The following is a 22,103-nucleotide window of genomic DNA, read 5'->3' on the forward strand; positions in this document are numbered from 1 at the left end:
GTTGAGACAATTAGCAGACCTGCGTCAGAGTTGCCACCACGCAGGCAACAACTGTTGAATCTTGCGTTCGGCGAAACGGTCGTCGATCAGCATCACCACGCCACGGTCGTCCTGCCCGCGAATCACCCGGCCTGCCGCCTGCACCACTTTCTGCATCCCGGGGTACAGATAGGTGTAGTCGTAACCGGCGCCGAACAACAGGCTCATGCGCTGTTTAAGTTGCTCGTTGACCGGGTTGATCTGGGCAAGGCCGAGTGTGGCGATGAACGCGCCGACCAAACGGGCGCCGGGCAAATCGATGCCTTCGCCGAAGGCGCCGCCCAATACCGCAAAACCGATGCCCTGGCTCTCGGGGGTGAACCGATCCAGAAACGCCTGACGGTCGGCTTCCGCCATGCCGCGAGACTGCTGCCACATCGGGATCTGCGGGTGGGTCGCGGCCATCAACTCGGCGACCTGTTGCAGGTAGTCGAAGCTGCTGAAGAACGCCAGGTAGTTGCCCGGCCGCGCCTGAAACTGTTCGGCCAGCAACTGGACGATGGGCGCCAACGACGCCTGACGGTGGGTGTAGCGCGTCGAGATGCGGCTGACAATGTGCACGTCCAGTTGCGAGCGCTGGAATGGCGACTCGACATCGACCCATGCGGTGTTGTCCGGCAAGCCCAGCAGATCGCGATAGTAATGACGCGGGTTGAGGGTCGCGGAAAACAGCACGGTGCTGCGTGCGGCGGTCAATCTTGGACGAACGAAACCGGCGGGCACCACATTACGCAGGGTCAGCCTCGACAGGGCTTTTTTGCCCACGTCACGCTTGCTGATATCGAACAGGTAATGCGCGTCGAACAGCTCGGCAATGCGCCCGAACTGAATGGCTTCGAAGTAGTAGCTCTGCAGCTCGCCATTGGCCGCCTGCGGATGATCGTTGAAATAATCGCCGAACGCCGCGACGCACAGGTTGAGGCTGGCGAGGAACTTCGCGGGCGTCCCGGCATAGGCCTTGTACGGAGCCAGTTGATCCTTGTGCAGCGCATTCCATTCGCGGTTCAGCCTTTGCAACGACTTTTTGATCGGCTCCGGCGCAGTCAGGCGCACCTGATTCATGGCGTGCTGATCCAGGCTTGCGCTGTACATCTGCCGAGCGCGCTCGACCATGTTGTGCGCCTCGTCCACCAGCACCGCCACGCGCCACTGGTTGAACTGGCAGAGCCCGAACAGCAGCGCACTGAGGTCGAAGTAATAGTTGTAGTCGGCGATCACCACGTCCGACCAGCGCGCCAGTTCCTGGCTCAGGTAGTACGGACAGACCAGATGACGCAAGGCGACCTCGCGCAGCCCCGCCTGATCCAGCCACGGGTCAACCAACGCTTCGCTGCGCGCTGCGGGCAGGCGGTCATAAAAGCCTTTGGCCAGCGGACAGGAATCGCCATTGCAGGCGTTGGTCGGGTATTCGCAGGCTTTGTCCCGCGCCACCAGCTCCAGCACTCGCAGCTTGAGTTCGGGGGCACTGTCGCCGATCACGCTCAAGGCATCCAGCGCCAGTTTGCGGCCCGGAGTCTTGGCGGTGAGGAAGAACACCTTGTCCAGTTTCTGACTCGGCGCAGCCTTGAGCATGGGGAACACGGTGCCGATGGTCTTGCCGATACCGGTGGGCGCCTGGGCCATCAGGCAACGCCCGGTACTGACGGCCTTGTACACCGATTCGGCGAGCACCCGCTGACCGCTGCGAAATTCGGCGTGAGGGAACTTGAGTTCGGTCAGGGACTGATTGCGCGCCTGAACGTGGGCCATCTCCTGCCTTGCCCAGTGCAGAAAGATCCCGCACTGCGCCTCATAGAACGCCTTGAGATGCGCTGCCGAAAAGCGTTCGCGAATCAGCGTCTCGTGCTCGTTGACGATGTTGAAATACACCAGCGCGACGTTCACCTCCGGCAGGTGCAGTTGCTGGCAGATCAGCCAGCCATAAACCTTGGCCTGAGCCCAGTGCAGTTGCCGATGGTTGTCCGGCATGGCATCGAGGTCGCCGCGGTAGGTTTTCACTTCTTCAAGTTGGTTGAGTGCGCTGTCATAACCGTCCGCCCTGCCGCGCACAGTGAGCTCTTGGAACGTGCCGGACAGCGCGACTTCGGATTGATATTCCGGCCCCCGCCGAGCCGCCACCGTGCGATGCCCGGCGATGCCTTCCTGGGCGCTGGGCGACGGGGTGAAACGCAGATCCAGATCGCCGACCTTGGCAGTGAATTCGCACATGGCCCGCACCGCAATCGAATAACCCGCGACCGGATCCACGGCAGGCAAGTCTGGCGCGTGCGGCAGCTCGGCGGTAACAGCGTCGGAAACGGATTCGATTGGAAGAATGGAGGTCACTGGAGCAACTGGCCGGAGCGTCGTGGTACTGGACGGACATACAGATAACAGCTGAGTCCGAGCCTTGCAAACGAAAAGGGATCGGCGGGTGCATCCGTAGCAGTCCGGTTTGCCGGCGGTGGCAAGTTCAAGAACGCCACCGCCGGCAAACCGGACCGCTACACGCCTACAGCAAACGATCTCCCCTGATGTTTCAGATCGCCTTGGTCTTCAATGCATCGGCAATGAAATCCGCTTGGCGGATGGCCAGGGTGACGATGGTCAGCGTCGGATTCTCCCCCGCGCTGGTGGTGAACTGGCTGCCATCGGAAATGAACAGAGTAGGGATTTCATGGCTCTGTCCGTGTTTGTTGCACACGCCGTCCTGAGCTTTTTCGCTCATGCGGCAGGTGCCCAGATTGTGGGTCGATGGATACGGCGGCACACGGAATGTTTTCACTGCTCCCACCGAGGAATACAGCGCCTCCCCTTGCTTGAACGCATGCTCGCGCATGGCGAGGTCATTGGGGTGATCGTCGTAATGCACGTTGGGTACCGGCAGGCCGAAGCGGTCCTTGACGCTGTCGTTGAGGGTCACCCGGTTGCTCTCTTGAGGCATGTCCTCGCCGACGATCCACATCCCGGCCATCTTGCTGTACTGCTCCATGACATCGGTGAATTCCCGGCCCCACGCGCCAGGGTTGAAAAACGCTGCGAGAAACGACGGGCCAAGGGAGATGGTTTCCATCTCATAGCCGCCGACAAAACCACGATCCGGCTTGTGGTGAATCTCGTCGCTGATGATCCCGGCCATGATCGTGCCGCGATAGAAATGCACCTCCTCAGTGAACGAGGCAAACACGCTACCGGTGGTGTGACGCATGTAATGCTTGCCGACCATGCCCGAGCCGTTAGCCAGGCCGTGGGGGAACTGGCTGCTGGAAGAATTAAGCAACAGACGCGGGGTTTCGATGGAATTGCCCGCGACCGCGACCACCCGTGCCTTCTGTTTGCGCTCCATGCCTTGGGCATCGAAATACACCACTGCGTTGACCCTGCCTTTGTCGTCGTGCTCGATCTTCGCGACGTGGCACTGGGTGCGCAACTCCAGCTTGCCAGTGGCTTCGGCGGCTGGAATTTCGGTGTACAGCGTCGACCACTTCGCGCCCATCTTGCAGCCCTGGAAACAGAAGCCCAGTTGCTGACACCCGGCACGGTCGCCACGGGGTTTGCTGTTGATCGCCATGTGCCCGGTGGAGCATTCCTTGTAGCCCATTTTCTGCGCGCCGTTGTACAGCACTTTGAAGTTGTTGTTCCCAGGCAGGCCATCGATATCGTTGGTGCGGGTCACGCCCATTTTGTCTTCGGCACGGGCGTAATACGGTTCCATTTCCGCCAGCGTGATCGGCCAGTTCAACAGGTTGGCCCCCTGAACCTGACCGTAGGTGTCGAGCGCGCGGAACTCATGCTCCTGAAAACGCAGGCTGGCCCCGGCCCAGTGAGTCGTGGTGCCGCCGACGGTCTTGCAGATCCAGGCCGGCAGATTGGGAAAGTCCTTGGCCACGCGCCACGACCCCGATGTCGTGCGTGTGTCGCCCCAGGACAATTGCGAGAACGACGGCCATTCATCATTGATAAAAGTCCCCGTCGACTGCCGCGCGCCCGCTTCCAGCACCACCACCGGCACGCCCTTCTGGCACAGCTCGTTGGCCAGCGTGCCCCCGCCTGCGCCGGAGCCGATGATCACCACCACTGAATCGTCGTCGAAGTTATAAGTCGTCATGGTTGCGCTCCTCAGGCAGGGACAGTCGGGCTGGCATCGACAGGCGGGTTCGGCAACCATTTCAGGTCGTTGAAACCGCGATGGATGTAACCGCCTTTGGGGAAGGACGCACCTTCATAGCCGAAATGCTTGTACGCCAGTTCGTTGCTGTACAGGCTGTTCACCGACACCCCGCGCACCAGCACGAAAAACGGGTCGTTCTGCACTTCCTTGAGCAGGCCGACCTGTTTGTCTTCGGGGAGCTTGCTCCAGTCGCCACCAGCGCGCTGGTCGAGATCGGCGAGGCCTTTTTTCAAGGTGTCGGCAATGCCAGGGTCCTGGGAGGCTTTTTCATCGAGGGCTTTGACGGAGAACGCGTAGACCGCGTCTTCCATGGTGTCATGGGGGAAAATCCGGCGAATGACCAACAACAATCTGCTGCCGGTGTTGCTGTCCAGCGTGTTCATCTCCAGCGCCCAGCTCCGGCTTGGAGCAAGCAGTGCAATGGGGCCGGAACCAAACAGCAGGGTTCCAAGGAGCAGTCCGCCACTTCCTTGCAAAAAGCGGCGACGATCGAGCTTCAGGTCTCTCATGGCTTTTGTCCTTGTTATTTTTTTTGTCGGTGCAATCAAGCTGAATGGATAGTAGTAGGGCTGTTTGAGGAAAGGTAATAGCGGTCTACTACGTGGTTATAAGCGGTCGATCGGGCGATGCGAGCCCTGTGGATCAGTCGGAGGCCACGACGGCCGCTAACGGGTTCTGTCTGACACACCGCCATCGCTGCCGTCGTGACCTCCGACTGATCCCACAGGGTTATTTGCGGCATCTGAGAGTTCGTAGTAATCCGGTATTACCCGCCCCGCTCCCGTGCTTCCTACACTGGCGGACCACCCACAACGAGCAGCCTGCCATGTCCTTCGTCAGCGAAACTCAACCCGGTGTGTGCCTCGCGCCCGATGCCGTCACCCAGGATTACGTGTTCAACCACACGATGTTGCGGGTCAAGGATCCCGAGCGTTCGCTGGATTTCTACACGCGGGTGCTAGGCATGCGACTGTTGCGCAAGGTGGACTTTGCCGAGGCGAAGTTCTCGCTGCTGTTTCTGGCGATGACCCGGGGCAGCGAGGTGCCGGACGATGCATCGGCGCGCATGAGCCACACCTTCGGGCGCGAATCGGTGTTGGAGCTAACCCACAACTGGGGCACCGAGAGCGATGATTCGCAATACCACAACGGCAACAAGGACCCTCGCGGCTTCGGCCATATCTGTTTTTCGGTGCCGGATATCGAAGCGGCCTGCCAGCGCTTCGAGTCGCTGGGCGTGCCGTTCGTCAAACGACTGGACAAGGGCATGAAGCACGTGGCGTTCATCAGTGACCCGGACGAATACTGGATCGAGATCGTGCAGGCTGATTTGTTGGGCAATCTGGGCCAATAACGCTGACAAGACAGCCGCCCTGCCCTGGGCGGCTTCTGTTTGCTTGAACGCCTATTTCAGCTCGGCGACCACAGCGTCGAAGAACACCATCGGGTCGATGGGGTCCTTGTCGACCGGCTTGGGTTGCGCGCCGAAGGTGACGATCACCACGTTATTGGCCGGGTTGACGTAGATGTTCTGGCCCTGGATCCCCACTGCGGAGAACGCCCCATCCTTGACCGAAGGCTCGGTCCAGGCGGTCCACCACATGTAGCCGTAATCGAGTTTCTTGCCGCCCTTGAGGGTGGTTGGCGATGTCGCTTCCTTGACCCAGCCTTCGGGCAGAATCGACTTGCCGTCGATCTTGCCGTTGTTCATGAAGAACAGCCCGAAGCGCCCGTAGTCGCGCAAGGTGGCGCTGATGCCGCTGCCGCCGATTTCCACGCCATCAGGCGAGTCCAGCCACCATTTGGCATCGCTTTCCATGCCGAAGGGCTGCCAGATTTTCTGAGACAGGTAATCCGCCAACGGCATCTTCACCGCCCCACGCACGATCTCGCCAAGGATCTGCGTTTCGCCCGTGCTGTAGTTGTTCACGCTCCCAGGCTCCGCCGCTCGTGGCAGCTTGGCCATCAGCGACACCGCCGAGCGCGGCTTCTGGGAGATTTGCGCGTTGAGCAACGCGCGGCGGTCAGACTTGGGGTCAGTGTAGGTTTCGTTCCACTTCACGCCCGACGACATCATCAGCACGTTGCGCACGGTCACGCCGTCGTAGGCACTGCCCTTGAGTTCCGGCACGTAATCGACCACCTGCGAATCGAGCCCCTTGATCAGGCCGTCATGAATCGCCGCCGCAGTGAGTGTCGAGGTGATGGATTTGGCCACCGACATCGACATCCAGCGGGTCTTTTCGTTGTTACCGCGTTGATAGGTTTCGTAGGCGATCTTGCCGTCCTTGATCACCAGCATCGCGGTCACGCTGTCCAGCGCCACGTAGTCGTACAGATCGTACTTCTTGCCTTCGTAGGTGAAGTGCACGTTGCCCAGTTGCTTGTCGGATTTGGGCAATGCGTAAGGGTGGCTGCCGGCCTTGATGGTGTGGGTCGGGAACAGTCGGTCGATGTTGCGATAGGTGCTGACGGCCAGGTCCGGAAGCATCGCGCCGTCGTAGATCTGCTCGACAGTGCCAATGGTTTCGTGGGCGTGGGGATAGTCGGCATCGGCCGCCCAGACACCGGGTACGACACCGAAGGTCAACAGACTCAGGGAAAGGCTCAGCGGTTGCAGACGTTGAAACGGGCGGGAAACAGCTCGTGTGAACATAACGCATCCTTATTCTTTATTTACCTTTATTCGCAGGTCGGGACTTCTGCCCGCTTGAACCATAGTTCACTTGCTAGCAATCCACCCTGCCCTCAGTTAAGTGAATTCATAACTTGAGGTCGAAAAATCTGTACGTGAAGAACGGCTGTTGCCTTTCACACTAAGCGTTCGTTTTTTCGAACATTCTGATTTTCAGACAACGGATTGCCCATGACCGACCACCTCACCGCCAAACCTTCACGACGTTTGTTCAGCGTGTTCTGCCTGGCCAGCTATTTGCTCTCGATGGCCTATGGATCAACCTTCTTGCTGGCATTGCTGATCGGCAGTCACGGTGGCAATGAGCAGAACGCAGGCTCGGTGATTTCCGCCGCCATGATCAGCACCTTCGTTGCTGTGGTTTTTTCCGGACACCTTTCGGACCGTCTCGGCACCGCGCGCTCCATTGCGCTGTGCGGTATCGCGCTGGTCATCGCCAACCTGGGGTTTGCGCTCAGCGCCAGTCAGTTGCCGGCGATGATGCTCTTCGGTCTGGTGCTGGGCATCGGTTGGGGCGTGTTCTATACGCTGGGGCCGATCATCGTGGCGATGATCGTCGAGCCTGCTCAGCGTGCCCGTTACTTCGCTCTGCTGTCCGGCAGCATGATGAGCGGAATCGGCTCGGCGCCGTTGCTGGGCCGGCTGGCGAGTCAGTTGGGGCTGCCCGTCACTTCGGCGTTCTTCATTGCCGCGCTGGCGAGCCTTGCGGGGGTGCTGCTGTTCTGGCGGCTGTCGGCAAGGCTTGAGCAATTGCCTGACCGCTCCGGCGCGGTAGCCTCGAAGCTTTCTCTGGCAGGCGCTGCGGCGGTGCTGCGCTCCAGGGCGGTGTTCGCGATTGTCATGGTCGGCCTGGGCGGTGCGATTTTCGGCGGGCTGTCGAGCTTTCAGACCCGCTACGCCCACGACCGCTCACTGGACTATTCGCTGTTCTTCATCGGTTTCATGAGCGCCGCCATTGCCGGGCGGATGCTGGTGGCGGGGATCGTGGTCAAGCGCGATCCCTACCTCATGTCCTGCCTGCTGTCCGGGTTGATCGTGGTCTCGGTGCTGATGTTCCAGCATTTCGTCGCCAGCAGCCTTGGCTATCTGTTGGCCGCCATCGTGCTCGGCGTCGGTTACGGCCTGACCTATTCGGTGATCAACGGCATGGCCGCCAACGAGGCGCCAGCAGGCACCACGACCCAGTCGCTGCTGTTGTTCAGCCTGTCGTATTTCATAGGGGTGTTCGGATTCCCCCTCCTGGCGGGCAAGGTGATCGTCGACAGCGGGATGTCGGTGATGCTGACGATCCTGCTGGGGGTGGCATTGTCCTACTGGTCGATTACCGTGGGGCGATTGGTGTGGCGGCGGGTGGAAATATCGGCAGCGCGCGCCTGAGTTGTGCCTGGCGACACATGCCGTCTTTCGGCCAACCAAAGACCCTTCAGTGTTAAATCATGTGAAATTAATTGACCATAGTGTGAATTTAGCCCTATCTTTTGGCCTCGGTAGCAACATTTCATAACAAATATTGTTCATCCGGTGGTCATTACCGAATCAGGCCATCGCCGAGGACGACGCATGAATTTCGAATTGCTTTTTGCAGACCAGTCTCAACCCGTTCGCTACGCACTGACAGGCGCCAAGGGTGGCTTTTCCCGGACGCTGCTTGCACAGACGCTGAAGATGCCACGGTTGACCGCTGCCGCATTGTGCGACCTGGACGTTCCAGGCTTGCGCGCGCTTTGCCTGGAACTGGGCTTCCCCGCCGACCGCCTTGTGGAGTGCAGCGATGCTCAGGCTGTTGCCGCTGCGCCCGCCGACGCGATCGTGTTGGTCGCCGATGTCGCCCTCCTGCCTCATGCCCAATACGACATCCTTGTCGAGGCTACCGGTAATCCGGCCATTGGTTACCGCACAGCGCGGCGCGCGATCGAAGCAAGACGCCACGTAGCGATGGTCAGCAAGGAAGTGGACGCAGTATCGGGCATCACCCTCTCCCGCCTCGCGGCCAAGCACAATGTGGTCTACACGACGGGCGACGGCGACCAGCCTGCCAACCTCATCGGGTGGGTGAGTTGGGCCCGCGTACTGGGTCTGGAGATCGTCGCGGCGGGCAAGTCCAGTGAGTACGACCTGGTATTCAATCCAGAGACAGGCACCATCACGCAGCTCGATCAAACCATTGCCGCACCGGCGATGGGCGGTCTGTTGCGATTGGGTGACGACATTCCCGCGACCCTGGCTGCCCGCCGCGCCGCGCTGAATGGCTTGAAAACATCGGCCACTGCCGACTATTGCGAAATGTCGGTTGTCGCGACCAACACCGGGATGATTCCCGACGTCGAACTGTTGCACTACCCCATCGCGCGAACCAGCGAACTGGCAGACATCTATGCGCTGCGCGAGGACGGCGGCGTGCTGAGCCAGGAAGGCGTGATTGAAGTCTTCAACGTGCTGCGCCTGCCGGATGAGGCGAGCTTCGCGGGCGGCGTGTTCGTCATTGTCCGCACCCACGACAAGGAAACCTGGGACCTGCTGGCGCAGAAAGGCCACGTGGTCAGCCGCAACGGCCGCTACGCATGCATGTATCTGCCTTATCACTTCATGGGCGTGGAAACACCCATCACGCTGCTCAATGCCGTGCTGCACAACCGCGCCTCCGGCTCTGCCAAGCCGACGCAATGCACGGTTCTGGGTGGACGCGCGACGGTGGACATTCCCGCCGGCACCGTTTTGAAAATGGGTGGTCACCACCATGACGTCACCGGCGTGCAGGCCGTTCTGCTGGCCGCCAAAGACGCAGCCCAAGACGTGGCACCCCTCTATCTCGCCGCGCATGCCACTGCGGCAAGAGATATCAAAGCCGGGTCCCTGTTGCTGATCTCCGATCTGCAAGGCTACGACGCTGACCTGCATGAAGCCTGGCGCGCAGGGCGTCAAGAGGTTTGATCAATGGCGCCCGCCTCGCAGCGGGCGCTCACTCAGACGCAGTCCTTGAAATCACTCGTGTAGAAACAGGTTCAACAAAAAAATGAATAGCGAACTGTTTACCTTCTCGATGGCGGCGGGCGCCATCGTGGTTTTGATTGTGCTCATTACCAAGCTCAAACTTAACCCCTTTCTCGCACTGACGCTGACCGCCATCGGTCTGGGTGTCCTCAGCGGCGTCAGCTCGGCAGAGACCGTCGACAGCTTTGCAAAAGGCTTTGGTGGCGCCCTTGCCAAAACAGGGCCGGTGATTGGCTTGGGCACGCTGCTCGGGGGTATTTTGCTGGGCTCCGGCGGCGCTGACAGAATCGCCAACGCCTTTATCGGCAAACGCCCCGTTCAGTACGCACCGTGGGCCATCTGCGCCGCAGCGCTGTTGATCGGCATGCCGCACCTGTTTGACGTCAGTTTCATCATGCTCGCGCCCTTGGTGTACACCGTCGCCAAACGCACCAACAGCCATCTGCTCTTTATCGGTTTGCCGTTGGCCGCTGGCCTCTACGTATCACATGGCCTGCTACCGCCGCACCCCGCTCCGACACTGGCGGTCGCGGCATTCCACGCCAACACCGGACTGACGATCTTCTACGGCCTGCTTATCGCCATACCGGTCGCCGTGATCTGTGGCCCACTGTTTACCAAAGTCATCAGCCCGTGGTTCGGTCCTGCGCCGGATCTCACGGCAGGTCCGGTAGGCGCCCGCGAAGTGATTGAAGGTCAGCCTCAAGCCTCGTTGGCAGCGTCGATCATTGCCGTGCTGCTACCGCCAGGACTGATGCTCATCGGTACATTGGGGCTCGCTTACAACCCGAAAGGCAGCGCACTGTTCGGGTTCTTCAACGCACTCAACAATCCGATTCTCTCGCTCATGGCCGCCGTCATTTTTGCCTTTTTTGCCTTGGGCCTGAGGGCAGGATTCAGCCTGGGTCAGGTGCAGAAGATGGCCGGACAAGGCCTGGCGCCGCTAGGGGCAATCGTGATGATCCTGGGTGCCGGCGGTGGCTTTAAAGAAATGCTCACTACCACGCATCTGGACGTCCTGATCACTCATCATGCGTCAGGTTGGGCGATCAATCCTTTGATCCTGAGTTGGGGGATCGCGGCGTTGCTGCGGATCTGCCTCGGTTCCGCGACAGTGGCTACTGTAGCGGCCACCGGTATCGTTGCGCCGCTGGCACTCGCCCACCCGGAGTTGTCACCCGAATTGCTCGTGCTTGCGACCGCGTCGGGTGCGGTCATGCTTTCCCACGTCAATGACTCAGGTTTTTGGCTGTTCAAAGAGTATTTTCAACTGACCGTCGCGCAGACGTTCCGTACCTGGACGTTGATGCTCTGCCTGCAGTCGCTGATAGGGCTGATCGGCGTGTTGGTGATAGAAGCCGTCATTCGCTGAGACCCTGCAAAAAAAAACCACCGCCCAAAGGCGGTGGTTTTTTTGCGCGTTCGCTTACGTCAGGTTCAGACCTTGACGATCCAGCCCGCAGGACCTTCGATCTCGCCGAACTGGATACCGGTCAGTTCCTTGTACAGGCGCTGGGTCACCGGGCCGACTTCGGTTTCGCTGTGGAACACGTGCAGCTTGTCCTTGTAGCTGATGCCGCCGATCGGGGTGATCACGGCAGCGGTACCGCAGGCGCCGGCTTCCTTGAACAGGTCCAGCTTGTCGATGAAGACTTCGCCTTCGGTGACTTTCAGGCCCAGACGGCTTTCTGCCAGTTCGATCAGCGACAGACGGGTGATGCCCGGCAGCACAGAAGGCGACTTCGGCGTGATGAACTGGTCATCGTGGGTGATGCCGAAGAAGTTGGCCGAACCCACTTCCTCGATCTTGGAGTGAGTCAGCGGGTCCAGGTAGATGGCGTCGGCGAAGCCGTTCTTCTTGGCTTCGCTGCCCGGCATCATGCTCGCCGCGTAGTTGCCGCCGACCTTGGCTGCACCGGTGCCTTGTGGCGCGGCGCGGTCGTAGCTGGAGATCACGAAATTGTGTGGCTTCATGCCGCCCTTGAAGTACGGGCCGACCGGGATGCAGAACACCGAGAAGATGAATTCAGGGGCAGCACGCACGCCGATGTTGTCGCCAACGCCGATCACGAACGGGCGCAGATAAAGAGCGCCGCCGCTGCCGTAGGGAGGAATGAAGCGCTCGTTGGCGCTAACCACTTCCTTGCACGCCTCGATGAACATCTCGGTCGGTACGTGGGGCATCAGCAGACGCGAGCAACTGCGTTGCATGCGTGCGGCGTTCTGGTCCGGGCGGAACAGGTTGATCGAGCCATCTTTGGCGCGATAGGCCTTGAGGCCCTCGAAGCACTGCTGACCATAATGCAGCGCGGTCGAGCCTTCGCTGATGTGCAGCACGTTGTCTTCGGTCAGGGTGCCCTGTTCCCACTGGCCATCGCGCCAGGTGGACAGGAAGCGCTTGTCAGTCTTGATGTAGTCGAAACCCAGCTTGTCCCAATTAATGCTTTCGTTACCCATGACACCCTCTATTTCCTGGCCAGCACGCCCGGCGTTGGCGGGGGCTGGCGTTTCATCAATATGGTCGTGACGGCTCGGCGCAAGACGTGGCCCTCACCGATGTTGCGCCATATTACTGATTTTTTGCCCGACAAACCGCCTCTGCCGCGCGGGAGCTGAAAAAGTTCTGCCAAAGGGTGTTCAAGGTGGTTCAAAAAACCTCGCCAACCTGCGACGCTGACGGCCGTTCCCCCTGTTTACAAGTGCGAGGCGCGCGTCATGTTGAGGAAAGTCGCAGACCAGTGGTATTCCCTGGCGAAGATCGATGACGCCATCACGCTGATCACCGAACCCCATGTCACGCCCTGGCTGCGCTGCAATATCTGGCACATTCGCGGGCGCGATCAGGACGTGGTGGTGGACACCGGCATGGGCATCTGCAGCCTGCGCGAGGCGGCGAAAAACCTTTTCGGCCAGCGCATCAGCGCGGTGGCCAGCCATGTGCATCTGGACCACGTCGGTTGTCATCACGAGTTCGACCAATGCCTGGTGCACAGCGCCGAAGCCGACGGCCTGCGCGGCTCTGACGGCTATTTCACGCTCGTAGAACCAGACTTCGACCCCAACGACTTCAGCCTGGCGACCCTCGGTGGCGAGCGGCTGGGCCCGATCATCAGCGCGCTGCCCTCCCCCGATTACGACCTCAACAGCTGGAAAATCCAGGCGGCCAATGTCACGCGCACTTTGGAGGAAGGCGATGTGGTGGACTTGGGCAACCGTCATTTCGAGGTGCTGCACCTGCCGGGGCACTCGCCGGGCAGCATCGGCTTGTGGGAAGCGAAGACACAGACGCTGTTCTCCGGCGACGCCATTTATGATGGCGAGCTGCTGGACAACCTGGCCCACTCCTCAATCGAAGATTACGTGCGTACCATGCAACGTCTGCGTGAACTGCCCGCCCGCGTGGTGCATGGCGGGCATTGCAACAGTTTCGGCCGCGAACGGCTGATCGAACTGGCAGACGCCTACCTGAAAAAATTCGACTGAACATAACCCCTTCAACCTCAAGGACGAACCATGACCGCTTCCCCCTCCAGCCTGCCCAAACATGGCGCCGTACTGTTCGCCAAGGATTTGCCCAGGGTCGCGGCGTTCTATCGCGAACTGGTCGGCATGACCCAGACCGTCACCGAGAGCAGGTTGATCGTCCTGGAATCAGACACCTATCAGTTAGTGATCCACGGCATCCCGAAGGTCATCGCCAACCGGATCGACATCACCACGCCACCGCTGCGTCGGGTCGACATGCCCACCAAGCTGGTGTTTCCAGTGACGAGTCTGGCCGCAGCCCGCACCGCTGCGGGCGCGCTTGGCGGCGAGGTCGATCCGGTTTCTGCGCAGTTTTCGGCGCGCAGCTTCATCGCCTGCGATGGCTTCGATCCGGAAGGCAATGTCGTGCAGTTTCGGGAGGCCGCGCCTGCGGGCGGCTGACCACTGGTTCAACCCAAACCTCAATGCAACAGCATGACTTGTGGGAGAGAGCTTGCTCACGAAGCGTCAGATCCAACGACACCGCATTGTCTGCTCCATCTGTTCGCGCGCAAGCTCGTTCACGACCCCTCTATCTATGGCGGCCCGGCCAAGCGGCGTTCCGTCTACCGGCGGCGCGTCCTTTCAATCGCTACCGCTGGCAAGCCGGACTGCTACGGATCGGGGCTTTCCTGAGATATACCCCGCGCCTGACCTCGTTTAGTATCGGCCCACCCCCGAGCTCCCGAGGACCTGTGCATGTTCGATACGCCTGCCCATTCCGACATCGACTCCCTGCTGCACTGGATGAACGAGCGGACCTTCGCGGTCCTGACCGGCGCGGGCATCAGCACCTCTTCCGGCATCCCCGATTACCGCGACAGCGAGGGGGTGCGGCGCGGGCGGCAACCGATGATGTTTCAGGAATTTCTGAATGCCCATGAAGCGCGCCGGCGTTACTGGGCGCGGGCGATGCTCGGGTGGCCACGGGTCCGCGTGGCACACCCCAATGCTGCACATGAAGCACTGGCGACCTTGCAGTACCGGGGCATCATCAGCGGCGTCATCACCCAGAACGTTGACACCCTGCACGAACAGGCGGGCAGCCAGGACGTGATCGAATTGCACGGCAGCCTGCATTGGGTGCTGTGTCTGGATTGCAGGCAGCGCACCGAGCGCGACGTGGTTCAGGTCACTCTGCTGGAACAGAACCCGTATCTGGCGGGCATCGATGCGGTACAGGCTCCGGATGGCGACACCCTGCTCGACCCTGCTTTCGAAGAGCGCTTTCAGGTGCCTCATTGTCCGCATTGTGGCGGTGAGCGGATGAAGCCTGACGTGGTGTTCTTTGGTGAGAACGTTGCGCCGCCGACCGCCGCTCGCGCCATGGAGCGGGTCGAGCAGGCCGAGGGGTTGCTGGTGGTGGGTTCGTCGTTGATGGCGTTTTCGGCGTTTCGTCTGTGCCGGGCGATAGCGGATCAGGGGAAGCCGCTGATCGCGATCAATCTGGGCAAGACCCGCGCTGATGATTTGCTGGATCTGAAGATCGGTGCCTCATGTGAGGTGTTGTTGCCGGGGTTGGCGCGGCGGCTGGTGGACCTGTAGCGGTCCGGCATCCATGGCGAGGAGCGGCTCGCGCGTTTGAAGCTCAAGAGCGAACACAGCTCCGTTCTTTCAGGCTCAGCGATTGATCCCGGGCAATGCCGCCAAGGCCTTTTCCCAGATCTGTCGGGTTCTGACCCACACCACTTCCTGCCAGTCGGGGTCTGTGGGGTAGAACTGTTCCAGCAACCCTTGCTTGATCCGGCGACCGGTTTCGTCGAGGGGATCGCCGTACAGGTGCAGCCAGTGATCATCACGCAGGTGCCCGTGAACGAGCTCTCCGGCATAGGTGCCGCACTCGATGACGAACGGCATCAGATGCACGCCTGGCAAGGCATCCAGCAGCATCTGCGAGGTGTATCCGGTGGAGGTCGCGGCCACGCCGGTTTCGCTGATCTGATTGGCGCCGGTGATCAGCGTGAACAGCCAGGGGCCGAACAGGGCTTTGGCATCATCCAGGGCCGGGTAGGCCGATTCGACGATGCTCATCAGCATGGGATGCCCGTAATCGCCGGCGCCGGTGTGCAGATCGAAGCACGCTGCCACGTCAACGCCGCTCAGGTGTTTCTCGACAATGCTGCGCAGGGTACGGTTGGACCAGCTCGGGCCCGTGCCGCCGTAGAACAGGCCATCGGCGAACTCGTACTGCCCCGCTTCCACCACGGACATCAGCCCCGACCAGCCCTGCTCGGCGATAGCGGCATTGAACAAGGCATCAGCCTGATCGCGCAACGGCCCGCTCAGGTGTTCGCAGGCGTAGATGGCATGCACGTCCTGATAGGCACGGTTGTTGGGCAGCGGTTTGTTGAAGTCGAGGTAATTGCGGTTCTGATCGAGATTGTCTTCATTGACCCGGCGCATCCACGCGGTGCCCCACGGGTTGATCAGGTGGATCATCAACACCGCCACGCCCTCGGGCAGTGCACGATCCTTGAGGCTTTCCAGCCAACGGCTCTGGCAGTCCGAGCCGTAATACCCTTCCACGCCGTGGGTACCGCTCAGTGCCACCAGCACCTTGCGTGCATCCGGCGCGCCGATCCAGGCCACATCGGTGAACAAGGCTTCAGCAAACGGACCAGGCAGCGGGTGAGCATATTCGCTCAGCGACGCACCGACCGCCGTAGCGGCTTTGAGGAAACGTTCTCGCAGTTGACGATAACTCGGCTGGGCAGGAAAAAACTGGCTCATCTAAACCCTCATGGCATCAGGCGGAGTCGGCTCAAGACAAGGGATGGAGGACTGTCAAACGGCCGACGCATCAATTTTTCGAAGGGTGATGTCAATGTTGGCATCACGGCCTGTAGCAGTCCGGCATACCGGCGGTGGCGTCTTCGAAATCCCTGCCGCCGGCAAGTCGGACTGCGACAGAGAACTGTCGCAGACCTCCGACACGCCCTGCAACACCTACTACACTGACCGTCGAAAGCGTATCATCGCGCCCCTTGTTTTCTAGCCTCGGTGCCCGTCATGTCCACACTCCCGCTCGCCACTGAACGCCGTGGCTGGTCTTTCTGGTGGAAACCCCTGGTGTTTCTGCTGGTGGCCGCCATCGGTCTGTACTACGTCAAATGGTCGCCGTATTACCTGAAGTCCTTCGTCGCTGCCGACACCCACAACATCGGCGGCTCGATCATCAACGACAACCCCGCCAACCCGTGGGCCGCTGCACTGGCCTACGCCCAGGTGTATTTCCTGGCGATCTGGAAGGCAGCCGTCCTGGCGGTGATTCTCGGTTCTCTGCTGCAGGTGCTGATTCCTCGCGACTGGCTGCTGCGCATGTTCGGTCGCGCAGGCCTGGGCTCGACGGTGCGCGGCGGTCTGTTCGCCCTGCCCGGCATGATGTGCAGCTGCTGCGCCGCGCCGGTGGCTGCAGGTCTGCGCAAGCAGAATGTCTCGGTGGGCGCCGCGCTGGCGTTCTGGATCGCCAACCCGGTGCTCAACCCGGCCACGCTGGTGTTCATGGGTTTCGTGCTGGGCTGGGGTTTCACCGCGTTGCGTCTGGTGGCTGGCCTGGTGCTGGTGATTGGCGTGTCGCTGGTGGCCCAGCGCATCTCGCGCCCGGAGGCGTTGCCCGAGGAGGCGGTTGAAGCGGTGGTGGAAGCCGAAGCGCCGGATCAGGGCAGTTTGCTCAGCCGTTGGGGCAAGACCCTCTGGCAGCTGTTCTGGACCACCATCCCGATCTACGTCGTGGCCGTACTGATCCTGGGCGCGGCGCGTGTCTGGCTGTTCCCGCATGTGGATGGCGCCATGGGCAACAGCCTGTTGTGGCTGGTGCCGCTGGCGATTGTCGGCACGCTGTTCGTGATCCCGACCGCCGCGGAAATCCCGATCGTGCAGACCCTGATGACCCTCGGCCTGGGCACCGCCCCTGCCGTGGCGCTGCTGATGACCCTGCCGAGCGTGAGCCTGCCGTCGCTGCTGATGCTGCGTAAATCGTTCGATAGCAAGGTGCTGGTGACCGTGGGTGTGCTGACCATGCTGATTGGCGTGGTCAGCGGTTTGATCGGTGCTGCGGTGTTGTAAGCAATACACCGGACCCTGTGGGAGCTTCTGGAGGTTACGACAGTGGCGAAAGCGATGGATCAGTGACAGAGACGCCGTCTGACACACCGCTTCGCTGCCGTCGTAACCTGCGACGTCTCCCACAGGGATTTCGATCCACGCGTGACGCCTGTGTGAGCTGCTTGAGCTGTGGGACAGTCGCGAAAGGGATCGGAACAAGCGTTTCGTCGTGAGTTATCTCGCAGTTCTTTGTTTCAAATACTCCACAACCGCCGCCTGATCCCCCGCAAACTCGATCCGCGCGTTCTTGCTGTCGCGCTGATGGACGTACATCGGGTCGTAGTATTCACTCAACATCGCACTGATCCACGCCCGATGCTGATCGACATCGCCGCTGCGTTCCTGCTCTTGCAGCGCGCTGTCCATGATCGCCGCCAGACGCTGATAACGCTCCCCGCCCAGACGCCGAACGATGCTCGACAGGCTCTGCTTCAGACGCTCGGCATAGCCGGCGAAACCGGTCTCGACGCCCTGCACCGCGATGAACTCGGCGCACAGGTCGATCACGTAATCCTTGAGAATCCGCTCAACGCGGCCTTCGAAGCTGTCTTCCAGCCACACCAGCGGCGCGTCCTGCATGGTCCGGTACAACTCCAGCGGCACGGCTCGGCTGCCGACAATGCGGCCTTCGTCTTCGATCACGAACTGGTGCAGATGCTTTGCGCGCTTCTTGAGAATATCGATGGAGAGCTGGTTTTCGAAATCGATCTGCCCCGGCTGCGGCGTGGCGTGTTTACCGAAACTGGAGCCGCGATGGTTGGCGTGGCCTTCCAGATCCAGCGCGTTATCCAGTTGTTGCAGCACTTCGGTCTTGCCGGTGCCGGTAAGCCCGCCGATCAGTACGAAGTCGCATTCGGCCACCGCCTGCTCGGTGACGCCGATCAGGAAATTGCGCATGGCCTTGTAGCCGCCGATGATCCGCGGGTACTGAATGCCCGCCTCCGATTTGAGCCATTGCTGGGTGATCTGCGAACGTAGCCCGCCCCGGAAGCAGTACAGAAAACCCTCCGGGTGCTCGTTGGCGAAGGCCGCCCAAGCCTCGATCCGCGCGTCCTTGAGCTCGCCGCACACCAGTTTGTGACCCAGCTCGATAGCCGCCTGCTGGCCGTCCTGCTTGTAACTGGTACCGACCTTCTGCCGCTCAATGTCGTTCATCAGCGGCAGGTTGATCACACCGGGAAACGCGCCCTTGGTGAATTCCACCGGAGCGCGCACGTCCATCATCGGGATGTCGTGGAGAAAGATGTCGCGAAAGTGGGCGCTGTTGTCGCGCATCAGAACACCTCGACGGCGAGTCGCTGTCGCTCCACCAGTTCGCCGATTGGCGCCAGGGTCAGGCCCAGTTCACTCGCCAGCGCAAGGAATGCAGCCTCTTCGGCCGGCTCGACCGCGATCAACAAACCGCCACTGGTTTGCGGGTCGCACAGCAGCAGTTTCTGCGCTTCGGTCAGCTCGCCGATGCGTTCGCCGTAGCTGTCGTAGTTGCGATGGGTGCCGCCCGGGATGCAGTTCTGCTCGATGTAAAAATCGACGCTGCCCAGACGTGGTACCGCAGCTGCGTTCAGGCGCGCTGTAAGCTTGCTGCCATCGGCCATTTCCACCAGATGCCCCAACAGGCCGAACCCGGTGACGTCGGTCATGGCCGTGACGCCTGCCAGTTTCGAGAAGCGGCTGCCGGGTTTGTTCAGCGTGCACATCACGTCGCGGGCAAGCCCCACGTCTTCATCGCGCAACGCGCCCTTCTTCTCGGCGGTGGTCAGAATGCCGATACCCAAGGGTTTGGTGAGGAACAGTTTGCAGCCCACGGTGGCGGTGTCGTTGCGCTTCATGAAGCGCTTTTCCACCAGCCCGGTCACCGCCAGACCGAAGATCGGCTCCGGGGCGTCAATGGAGTGACCGCCTGCCAGCGGAATGCCTGCCGCATCGCAGACCGCACGTCCACCGCGAATCACTTCACGGGCGATTTCCGGCGCCAGCACGTTGACCGGCCAGCCGAGAATCGCGATCGCCATCAACGGGTCGCCACCCATGGCGTAGATGTCGCTGATGGCGTTGGTGGCAGCGATGCGGCCGAAATCGAACGGATCGTCGACGATCGGCATGAAAAAATCGGTGGTGGAAACCACGCCCTTTTCGTCATCGATGGCGTAGACCGCAGCATCGTCGCGCGACGCATTGCCGACCCACAGGCGCGGGTCGAGATTCTGCGCGCCACTGCCGGCGAGGATGGTTTCCAGAACCTTGGGAGAAATCTTGCAGCCGCAACCGGCGCCGTGGCTGTACTGGGTAAGACGAACGGTGTCGTTCATGGGAGGCCCCTGAGTTTCAAGGCGCTGAAGTCTATCAGAGCCGGGGGCGGTTGGTGGCTCGGGTGGATGGCTGGATGAGGCGCAATCCCGAATTGGCAGACCACCAACCGATGCAGTCGATCAGTGACTATTTCGGTGTCCGGTAAATTGCATCGCGAGCAAGCCTCCTCCCACATGGGCCCGTGGCGCCCTCACCTTCAAGCCTGGCCACAGTACCGTGGGAGGGAGCTTGTTCGCGAAGGCGTCATTCGAAACGGCGCCAATCTGTGTAGCGAACTGTCGGTCGATACTCAGGACTCAGCCTTGATCAGCGACTCAAGCGATGCATCGAACTTCTGCAGCGCATTGATCTGCACCTGACGCTGCGAGTTGATGTCGGCGGCGATTTCCGGGGCGCGTTTGGTCTGGGCCCAGATCGGTGACATCGACTTGGCATCGCTGCCTTCGGCCTTGCCGATGAACTTGAAATCACCGTCGAAGAACTCGGCCACGATACTCGATTGCACATCGGAACTGCGCTCGGTGACCAGCTTGTTGCGGGTGTCGAGGAGCACGATCACGTCAGGACGCGCGGCCAGCACGTCGTCCAGGCTCTCGTAGAAGTCCACTTTGGCGAACTGCTTCTCCAGCGATTCGGCGAACCAGTTGATCGCAAGCTCCGGATCGGAACTGTTCACGTAAGCTTCGGTGATGCGGCTGTCAGTCAATCTGGCGGCGACGCCATCCTGAGCCGTGGCGTTATAACGGGTCATGTAGGCCAGGTTGGCCACAGTGTTCTCGGTGAAAATCACCCCGACGGTCTGTTCGTGCTTGAGCTTTACGGCAGACGTCGGTGCTGACGCTTTGAAGGTCTGGTCAGACGCATCGGAATAACGTGGCGCGCCGGGAACGGCACAACCGGCCAGGGCAATAACCATTGCAAACAGGGCAGCGACTTGGACTTTCATTTGACTTTCTCCGGGGGAGGCTCAGCAGGCGTGCCGTCATGCTGAGCCTTCGCTGGAAAAAGTAGAACTTGAGCGGGTCGATGTTAAGCATCGATTAAAACAATAGTAATTTCAGACCCTGGCCATTCTGCGCGCGCTCAAGACCTGCGCCAGCATCAGCGCACCGACCCAGAGCAGCGCGTCACGCAGGCCGATGAGGTGGGCGACGAAGCCGATCAACGCCGGGCCGAGCAAAATCCCGCAGTAACCGATGCCGGTGATGATCGCGATTGCAAGTCCGGCAGGCATCGCCGTCTGCGCCCCGACCACCGAGCAATAGACGGGAAAGGCGTTCGACAGCCCCAGCCCGATCAAGGCAAACCCGAAAAGAAACAACGGCCAGGGCTGCAACATGACGGCCATGGCGAAGCCGATCATCACCAGCAGGCCGCCAGCCATGAGCAGGCTCACCGCACCGAAACGATGGCGCAGGTAATCGCCGGAAAACCGCCCCGCGGCCATCGTCAGGGAAAACACCGCGTACGCTCCGCCGGCCACCGACAGGTCGATCTGGTGTGCCCGGTTCAGGAACACCGCGCTCCAGTCGAGAATGGCGCCTTCGACCAGTAACGCGATGAAGCACAGCAGGCCAATGATCAGCACCTTGCCCGTCGGCCATGAGAACGGCGCCGAGGGGTCGTCGGCGCCATAGGGCAACAAATGCCGCGCATGCCAGAGCAGTAGACCGGCAATAATTGCCACTACTACCAGCACCGCTGGCAAGGGAGAGGCACCGACCCACAGCATCAGGCCCATCAACGACGCGCTGAGGATGCCGCCGAGGCTGAACAGGCCATGAAAGCCAGACATCAGCGGCCGGCCGTGATCACGTTCCACCAACAGGCCCTGAACGTTCATGGCCACGTCGATACTGCCAAGTCCGGCGCCAAATAACGCCAACGCCACCGCCAGCCCGGCAAAACTCGACAAACTGGCCAGCAGCGGCAACGTGCAGCAGATCAACGCCCCGCCCACCAGTGACACGAATCGGCAGCCCTTGCGCGTGGTCAGCATGCCCGCCAGCGGCATTGCCAGCATCGAGCCCAATCCGAAGCACAGCAACAGCAGCCCAAGCTGCGCCTCTTCAAGGCCTGCCCGCTCCCGAGCGAACGGCACCAACGGCGCCCACGCGCCAAGGGACATCCCCGAAAGCAGGAAGGTCAGGCGGTAGCTCCAGAGGTGGATGAGCGTCGGCGTTTTCACGGGTTCAGCGATAGACAAGAGAGATGATCCGGACAATGGCAGAAAAGGGTGTGAAAGGGTGTGTAAGCGCTGGGCGACAAGTGGCTAAAGCGGTGGGTCAG

General features: G+C 60.9%; 18 protein-coding genes. 8 read left to right on the forward strand and 10 right to left on the reverse strand.

Annotated features, from left to right (window positions below; genetic code table 11):
- Positions 1–24: 24 nt before the first annotated feature.
- The 3 genes from BWR59_RS24860 to BWR59_RS24870 form a co-directional block, all read right to left on the reverse strand.
- Entirely contained in the window at positions 25–2,247 is a 2,223-nt protein-coding gene (locus tag BWR59_RS24860) for an ATP-dependent DNA helicase (RefSeq protein ID WP_081568411.1), read from the reverse strand.
- Positions 2,248–2,557: 310 nt separating this feature from the next.
- Positions 2,558–4,126: a GMC family oxidoreductase gene (locus BWR59_RS24865; RefSeq protein WP_081568299.1), complete on the reverse strand. Its 1,569-nt coding sequence runs from the start codon at positions 4,124–4,126 to the stop codon at positions 2,558–2,560.
- 11 nt (positions 4,127–4,137) lie between these two features.
- Positions 4,138–4,698 (reverse strand): tat (twin-arginine translocation) pathway signal sequence, encoded by a 561-nt coding sequence (locus tag BWR59_RS24870; protein WP_081568300.1) that lies wholly within the window; start codon positions 4,696–4,698, stop codon positions 4,138–4,140.
- A 317-nt stretch (positions 4,699–5,015) separates the two neighbouring features.
- Between BWR59_RS24870 and gloA the strand changes: the two genes are divergently transcribed.
- Positions 5,016–5,543: a lactoylglutathione lyase gene (gene gloA, locus BWR59_RS24875; RefSeq protein WP_081568301.1), complete on the forward strand. Its 528-nt coding sequence runs from the start codon at positions 5,016–5,018 to the stop codon at positions 5,541–5,543.
- 51 nt (positions 5,544–5,594) lie between these two features.
- Here the strand turns inward: gloA and BWR59_RS24880 are convergent, their stop codons facing one another.
- A complete protein-coding gene (locus tag BWR59_RS24880; protein ID WP_081568302.1) occupies positions 5,595–6,845 on the reverse strand; it encodes a serine hydrolase in 1,251 nt (416 codons plus the stop codon).
- A gap of 210 nt (positions 6,846–7,055) precedes the next feature.
- Here BWR59_RS24880 and BWR59_RS24885 point away from each other — a divergent pair, with 210 nt between their 5' ends.
- From BWR59_RS24885 to BWR59_RS24895, 3 genes are all read left to right on the forward strand, one after another.
- Entirely contained in the window at positions 7,056–8,261 is a 1,206-nt protein-coding gene (locus BWR59_RS24885) for an MFS transporter (RefSeq protein ID WP_081568304.1), read from the forward strand.
- A 183-nt stretch (positions 8,262–8,444) separates the two neighbouring features.
- Positions 8,445–9,815 (forward strand): homoserine dehydrogenase, encoded by a 1,371-nt coding sequence (locus BWR59_RS24890; RefSeq protein WP_081568305.1) that lies wholly within the window; start codon positions 8,445–8,447, stop codon positions 9,813–9,815.
- Positions 9,816–9,897: 82 nt separating this feature from the next.
- Entirely contained in the window at positions 9,898–11,247 is a 1,350-nt protein-coding gene (locus BWR59_RS24895; protein ID WP_081568306.1) for a gluconate:H+ symporter, read from the forward strand.
- Between the two features lie 65 nt (positions 11,248–11,312).
- Here the strand turns inward: BWR59_RS24895 and BWR59_RS24900 are convergent, their stop codons facing one another.
- Positions 11,313–12,332, reverse strand: a complete 1,020-nt coding sequence (locus tag BWR59_RS24900) for a branched-chain amino acid aminotransferase (protein WP_081568307.1) — start codon at positions 12,330–12,332, stop codon at positions 11,313–11,315.
- A gap of 258 nt (positions 12,333–12,590) precedes the next feature.
- On the opposite strand from BWR59_RS24900, the gene BWR59_RS24905 reads away from it, so the two are divergent.
- The 3 genes from BWR59_RS24905 to BWR59_RS24915 all read left to right on the forward strand — a co-directional run bounded on the left by BWR59_RS24905 (position 12,591) and on the right by BWR59_RS24915 (position 14,945).
- Entirely contained in the window at positions 12,591–13,358 is a 768-nt protein-coding gene (locus tag BWR59_RS24905) for an MBL fold metallo-hydrolase (RefSeq protein ID WP_081568308.1), read from the forward strand.
- A gap of 30 nt (positions 13,359–13,388) precedes the next feature.
- Entirely contained in the window at positions 13,389–13,802 is a 414-nt protein-coding gene (locus BWR59_RS24910) for a hypothetical protein (RefSeq protein WP_081568310.1), read from the forward strand.
- Positions 13,803–14,099: 297 nt separating this feature from the next.
- A complete protein-coding gene (locus BWR59_RS24915) occupies positions 14,100–14,945 on the forward strand; it encodes an NAD-dependent protein deacetylase (protein ID WP_081568311.1) in 846 nt (281 codons plus the stop codon).
- 75 nt (positions 14,946–15,020) lie between these two features.
- Here BWR59_RS24915 and BWR59_RS24920 read toward each other — a convergent pair whose 3' ends face one another.
- Positions 15,021–16,130: a DUF2817 domain-containing protein gene (locus tag BWR59_RS24920; RefSeq protein ID WP_081568312.1), complete on the reverse strand. Its 1,110-nt coding sequence runs from the start codon at positions 16,128–16,130 to the stop codon at positions 15,021–15,023.
- A 279-nt stretch (positions 16,131–16,409) separates the two neighbouring features.
- Here BWR59_RS24920 and BWR59_RS24925 point away from each other — a divergent pair, with 279 nt between their 5' ends.
- Positions 16,410–17,465 carry a permease gene (locus BWR59_RS24925; RefSeq protein WP_081568313.1) on the forward strand — a complete coding sequence of 352 codons (1,056 nt, stop codon included), beginning with the start codon at positions 16,410–16,412 and terminating at the stop codon, positions 17,463–17,465.
- Positions 17,466–17,678: 213 nt separating this feature from the next.
- Here BWR59_RS24925 and mnmH read toward each other — a convergent pair whose 3' ends face one another.
- From mnmH to BWR59_RS24945, 4 genes are all read right to left on the reverse strand, one after another.
- Complete coding sequence (gene mnmH, locus BWR59_RS24930) at positions 17,679–18,779, reverse strand: tRNA 2-selenouridine(34) synthase MnmH (protein ID WP_081568315.1); 1,101 nt, start codon at positions 18,777–18,779, stop codon at positions 17,679–17,681.
- Positions 18,779–19,813 (reverse strand): selenide, water dikinase SelD, encoded by a 1,035-nt coding sequence (gene selD, locus BWR59_RS24935; protein ID WP_081568316.1) that lies wholly within the window; start codon positions 19,811–19,813, stop codon positions 18,779–18,781. The genes mnmH and selD overlap by 1 nt, the downstream gene beginning before the upstream one ends.
- 290 nt (positions 19,814–20,103) lie before the next feature.
- Complete coding sequence (locus BWR59_RS24940) at positions 20,104–20,760, reverse strand: ATPase (protein WP_081568317.1); 657 nt, start codon at positions 20,758–20,760, stop codon at positions 20,104–20,106.
- A gap of 111 nt (positions 20,761–20,871) precedes the next feature.
- Complete coding sequence (locus tag BWR59_RS24945) at positions 20,872–22,020, reverse strand: MFS transporter (RefSeq protein WP_230982079.1); 1,149 nt, start codon at positions 22,018–22,020, stop codon at positions 20,872–20,874.
- Positions 22,021–22,103 lie beyond the last annotated feature (83 nt).

It is taken from the genome of Pseudomonas sp. Bc-h (assembly GCF_002080045.1).
Lineage (GTDB): Bacteria > Pseudomonadota > Gammaproteobacteria > Pseudomonadales > Pseudomonadaceae > Aquipseudomonas.